Annotated in this window: 4 protein-coding genes and 1 pseudogene; 4 read left to right on the forward strand and 1 reads right to left on the reverse strand. The window is 40.9% G+C overall.

Annotated elements, in window-relative coordinates:
• Positions 1-213 precede the first annotated feature (213 nt).
• The 3 genes and pseudogenes from CDZ78_RS06065 (at position 214) to CDZ78_RS24235 (ending at position 2,691) form a co-directional block, all read left to right on the forward strand.
• A complete protein-coding gene (locus CDZ78_RS06065; protein ID WP_307190462.1) occupies positions 214-1,218 on the forward strand; it encodes an efflux RND transporter permease subunit in 1,005 nt (334 codons plus the stop codon).
• A 204-nt stretch (positions 1,219-1,422) separates the two neighbouring features.
• Positions 1,423-2,283, forward strand: a pseudogene (locus CDZ78_RS06070) (efflux RND transporter permease subunit); the annotation flags it as partial.
• A 258-nt stretch (positions 2,284-2,541) separates the two neighbouring features.
• A complete protein-coding gene (locus CDZ78_RS24235; RefSeq protein WP_280175546.1) occupies positions 2,542-2,691 on the forward strand; it encodes a transposase in 150 nt (49 codons plus the stop codon).
• A gap of 143 nt (positions 2,692-2,834) precedes the next feature.
• Here CDZ78_RS24235 and tusD read toward each other — a convergent pair whose 3' ends face one another.
• Positions 2,835-3,224, reverse strand: a complete 390-nt coding sequence (tusD, locus tag CDZ78_RS06075; protein ID WP_087869202.1) for a sulfurtransferase complex subunit TusD — start codon at positions 3,222-3,224, stop codon at positions 2,835-2,837.
• A 289-nt stretch (positions 3,225-3,513) separates the two neighbouring features.
• On the opposite strand from tusD, the gene CDZ78_RS06085 reads away from it, so the two are divergent.
• On the forward strand, positions 3,514-4,974 hold the full coding sequence (locus CDZ78_RS06085) for a M48 family metalloprotease (protein ID WP_087869204.1): 1,461 nt from the start codon (positions 3,514-3,516) through the stop codon (positions 4,972-4,974).
• The last annotated feature ends 561 nt before the right edge of the window (positions 4,975-5,535 follow it).

Below are 5,535 nucleotides of genomic sequence, written 5' to 3' on the forward strand. Positions count from 1 at the left end.
GAAGCCGTTTTGTTTGTATAATCAATGAGTTAACATCTTTTATTATACAGTAAAAACAGGTCTCATTCATCATTAACCTGTTGTTTTTTAAGTAAATTCAAGGGTTTTAGCAAACGGAATGCCAGTGTTATTAGGGAATGCTAATATTTATTAAAAATAAGCACTAACTAATATCCTTATGCTTTAAAAACTAGGAAACTTCAGCTTATTTTACTGTACGGTAGTTACCGCTTTGCAAATGCAGGGCTGGATATTTTCCCTGAATTCGTCCCAAAACAAATCATTATTCAGACCGAGTCTCCTGGCTTTTCTGCCGAACAAGTCGAAATATTAGTGACCCAGCCGATTGAATTATCACTAAGCGGTTTAATGGGGTTACAATTTACACGCTCCGAATCCATACAGGGGCTATCCATCGTCACTGCAATTTTTGATGAGCACAGTGATATTTACCGTAACCGTCAATTACTCACTGAACGACTTTCAGGCTTAAGTTCACAACTACCAAAAGGTGTACATACTCCCATTCCGGTACCTTTAACATCATCTTCTGCGACAGTGCTAACCATTGGACTTAGCTCTACTGATAAAGACCTGATGCACCTACGTAGTTTAGTCGATACCATGCTTGTTCCTCGCTTACTATCGGTACATGGTGTTGCCTATGTAAATATCTTTGGTGGCGATATCAAGCAAGTACAAATCCAGCTAGACCCGGTTAAACTACAGTACGATAATATTTCATTTACCGAAGTCATTGACGCAGCCTCAAAGATAGGAAAAATACAAGGCAGTGGTTTTATTGAAAACAGCAACCAGCGTTTTACTCTACAAGTCACAGGGCTAGCCAGCACTCCCGAACAACTACGCAAAAGCATCATAAAACACAGTAATGAAAGTACGCTCTTACTGGGTGATATAGCGAATATTCAATACGCCGCAGAACCTGCTATTGGCGCGGCTCAAATCATGGGCAAGCCTGGTATAGTTATGATGGTCATTGGTCAATATAATGCCAATACACTGACAGTTTCTGATGCTGTTGAACAGGCTTTAACTGAATTTGAACCCTTATTTGCAGAACAAGGAATTGATTTTCACGCACATTTATTCAAACCTGCTGATTACATTAAAACCTCGGTTAGCAACCTTTCCAGTCACCTGCTTTTAGGTGGCTTATTTGTACTTATTATTTTATATCTATTTTTATATAACTGAAGTTTCCCAATAATTATTTATGGTAAAATTGAAACTATGCTACAACTATATGAAAAAAATAGTCTTTTCATTCGTTTCAAATGCTATTGCCTAAGGGGAATTAAGTAGGGGTTTGCTATAAACATGGCAAAACCACCTAAAATAAACCTCGATACACCAGCATTGTGTATTTCAGCTACTCAATAATTGGGAAACTTCAGTTATTATAACTTACGCACTGCTTTTATTTCCGCTATTGCCATCCCTTTATCCTTAATCAGCGCCATATTAGTGTTGCTCGAATTGGAGATAAATCTAAATATTATGGTATTGGGTGGCCTGGCTATTGCGTTAGGTGAAGTCGTTGATGATGCTATTATCGATACCGAAAATATCTTCCGCCGCTTACGTGAAAATCAATTACTTGCAATCCCTCTACCTACGCATAAAATCGTTTATGCCGCCTCCATGGAAGTACGTAGTTCGGTAGTTTATGCCAGTTTTATCGTGGCTCTGGTTTTTGTACCATTACTCACTTTAGATGGCGTTGCAGGCCGCTTATTTGCCCCTCTAGGTTATTCTTATATCTTAGCCATCTTAATGTCCTTAGTAGTAGCTCTGACGCTGCCCCCAGCCCTGTGTTATGTTTTACTAAAAAAGAATATGCAATTTGATAGCACACCACCTGTCATTGCTTATTTAAACCCACTTTATTCCAGATTATTAAAGTTCATTTCCGTACACTTCAAACTAATTATCATTGCCTGCCTGATTATTTCTCTATTAGCAGCCATGCGCTTCACTACGCTTGGACATAAATTTCTACCTGAATTGCGCGAAGGCCATTATATTGTTCACACCACCAGTATTCCCGGTACCTCACTACAAGAGTCGATACGTCAGGGCATACAAATAACCGAGCAATTCAATAAGATTCCTCAGATTGAATCTGTCTCACAATGGGCAGGACGTGCAGAACGAGGTGCAGATACCTACGGCAGCCATTACAGTGAATATGAAGTACGTCTTAAACCACTCTCGGGTGCTGAACAACAACAAGTCTTACAATCTATTCGAAAAATCCTGATGCGGGGAGTCGCTATTTTTGCGAAAGCTTGTTTTGGGCATCCCAGCCCAAGCAAGCGGCAAAAACTTAACGCGACCGCTAATGCCTTCGGCGCCCCAGACGTCCTGCGTACGTGCCACTTCGCCACTACCATCGTAAACTCGGTGCTGGCTTCGTAACACTCCCTCAAATGACTGGACGGCGTTTCGGAATGCCTTTTATTTTGTCTCCACCTACGCTAGCGCTACGATTCCGACAAAACAACGGCCCTACGCCTTCTGGGGACTACCAGCCCTCGCGTTCGCTCTCCATGGCTGGCAGCGAAAGAAGTTGGGGAGCGGACAAGAGATGTCATTCGTCAAATTTGTGTTCAAAAAGATATAAAAATCATTAGTGGAGTTGTAAGTAAAGACCACGTTCAGCTGTAATGGTGCAGGAGGAGCAATACTCGCTTTCGCCCGACAATGCTTTATACTGATGAGCGAGTTTTTTTGTCGAGTAAGGCAGATTTCGGCAAAATCAGCCGCTAGAAATACACTGTGTAACTGCGTGAAATATAATAAATTTAGTGCTAATTAAATTCAATAAATCGATCAGCTTTTAGCGTTGCTTCCACCCATTGCCCCAAACCGGCAATACGAAAACCATCTGCTACATCATTATCGACTTTCCCTTGCCTCTTTGCTTCATTTGCTTCAAGCAAGCCTCGTCGCTGTGCAGCAGAAATACACACGACCAAATCTAACTTATATCTACGCGCCAAAGCGCTCCAGCGAGCAACTATTTGTACCTCATCATCAGGTGGTGTTACATATCGAAATGCATGATATACCCCTTCTTGATAAAAAAACACACGTATGACTTCATGCCCCATTTCTAGAGCACTTTTAATAAATTGATAAGCGGTTTCTGAGCTATTAGACTGATAAGGGCTACTGTTAATTTGAATGGAGTATTTCATAATTAATGGCTAAGAACCAAGAAAGATAAGCTAACATTAAGTACAATATCACACATTAATATTAACTCTACTAATACAAGAAAAAACCAACTAAGGTGATTGTCGGAAAAGAATATACCAGATTGCGCAGGATTTTTGTTTGTCATCAGTGCTGTAGCAATAGGCGCATAGCTGGCTACGTAATTATTGCTACCGTGCTGATGACGGATAAAAAGGCCAGCAAGGATGGATGATGTGTGTTTCCAGGTGCCTAAGCCCATCGCGTGAAGAAATGTGAGTATAACACTTGATGAAACCAAATAAGAACCTATTGTTTCTTGCTCTGCTTGTGCTCAATCAATTATTTAGCGCTACCTGCACAGCCGAAGAACTACAAATACCCGACATGGGTGATTCAACAGGTGCACTGATCTCGCCTGTTCAGGAAAAAATACTAGGCGAGTCTTTTTTTCGTAGTATACGTTCTCAATTAAAAATCAGTCATGACCCGGACGTGCAAGAATATATTCAATCTATAGGTCAGACACTCGTTGCTAACAGCGACAACCCATCACAGGAATTCTACTTTTTTGTTGTCCTATCCGATGACATCAATGCATTTGCAGGGCCTGGTGGTTATATTGGCATTAATTCGGGGCTGATTTTAAATAGTAACTCAGAAAGCGAATTAGCCTCTGTTATCGCCCATGAGATTGCTCACGTTACCCAACGCCATATTTATCGTGCATATGAAGTAAGTAGCCGTATGTCATTACCTGCTGCAGCTGCCATGATTGCCGCAATTATTATCGCTACTCAAGCCCCTGAAGTAGGTATAGGCGCACTATCCGCCATACAAGCTGGAAGTGTACAAATGCAAATTGATTTTACGCGTGATAATGAGCAAGAAGCCGATAGAATTGGAATAAAAATATTAGAACGTTCTGGATTTGACCCGCGCAGTATGCCAGCTTTTTTTGAAAAATTACAACATGCCGGCCGCTATTATGGTGAAGGTGCGCCTGAGTTTTTAAGGACTCACCCTGTTACCTCATCACGAATATCCGACACCAGAGGACGAGCCGAAAAATACCCTTATCGCCAAGTCCCGGATTCGCAAAATTACCGCCTGACTAAAGCAAAATTACGTATAGGTTCAGAAAATACAAAACTAAATGATTTAGTTAATTATTTTCAAAATAAAATAGACCAGGGCACTGCTGAGCAGCGTGCCGCCATGCAATATGGGCTAGGACTTACTTTTATAAAAAAGCTACAATTCAATCAGGCTGCTGAAATTTTCCAGAGTCTAAATAAGCGCTACCCAAGACAAAGAGAATACCTGACGGCTCTCGCGCAGGTTGCCGTTGATAAACAAGACTTTGCAACAGCAAAAAAACACTATTTACAACTACAAAAACAATACCCCGGGAATGCTGAATACCAGTTTCAATACATTAGTATCTTGCTTAAATCAAATCAGCCCGAGCTTGCCCTGCAACACCTAAAATTAATTGACTACCAGAACCAGCAGCACCCTCGATACTTCCAGCTCCTTGCCCGAGCTTATGGTAACCTTGGGAGAAATGTAAATCTACATCGCTATATGGCTGAATACTTTTATGCTATGGGTTATACAGATGCCGCCATCATGCAAATAAAACTAGCCCAGAATGATAAAGGCCTTAATTTCTACCAGTCAGCGATACTGGAAGATCGTCTGCATTTCTTTCAAGCAGAAATGCAGACTCTTAAAGCATTACAAGAATAGCATTTATTGTCAACGGTGCTCAAAACCCGCCTAACTATGGCGAATATTATCGAATCAGCATTCTATCTGAGTTTTTTACCAGACCATCTCTATTCATCTTGCACGTTATTATTACCCCATAACGCTCTAGAGCTCCATCTATCAAAATTCAAAAAATAAAGTCATATTTCTTGAAGGCGAGTGATTTTGTTACTCTTATCAGATGAGTTCGGGCTTATGAATTATTGATACGCTAGGGTAAATCTGGATGAATTTAAAGCGGAAACTTTACTCAGCAGGCACTCATATGTTGAAGAAAGCAGATTGGTAGAGAACTGTTGTGATACCGGTCAATAGATTAGCGTCAAACGTCCGGCACCACAGCACCCTCCGTGCTTTTGCACAAGCGGTTCAAGTATCGCACTTGTAACGTTTTTTTCCAGTTATCTCTGACTGGAATTCTTATGTGTCGTTCAGCTCGTCTATATAATTGTGTTCGCTGTCCTTGCTAAAATTTGACCCGACGAAGATATTACGCACACTAAGGAATGTGCACGAAATAACTTCCTGAAGCAGCCAAGC

Source organism: Bathymodiolus platifrons methanotrophic gill symbiont, assembly GCF_002189065.1.
Taxonomy (GTDB): domain Bacteria; phylum Pseudomonadota; class Gammaproteobacteria; order Methylococcales; family Methylomonadaceae; genus Methyloprofundus.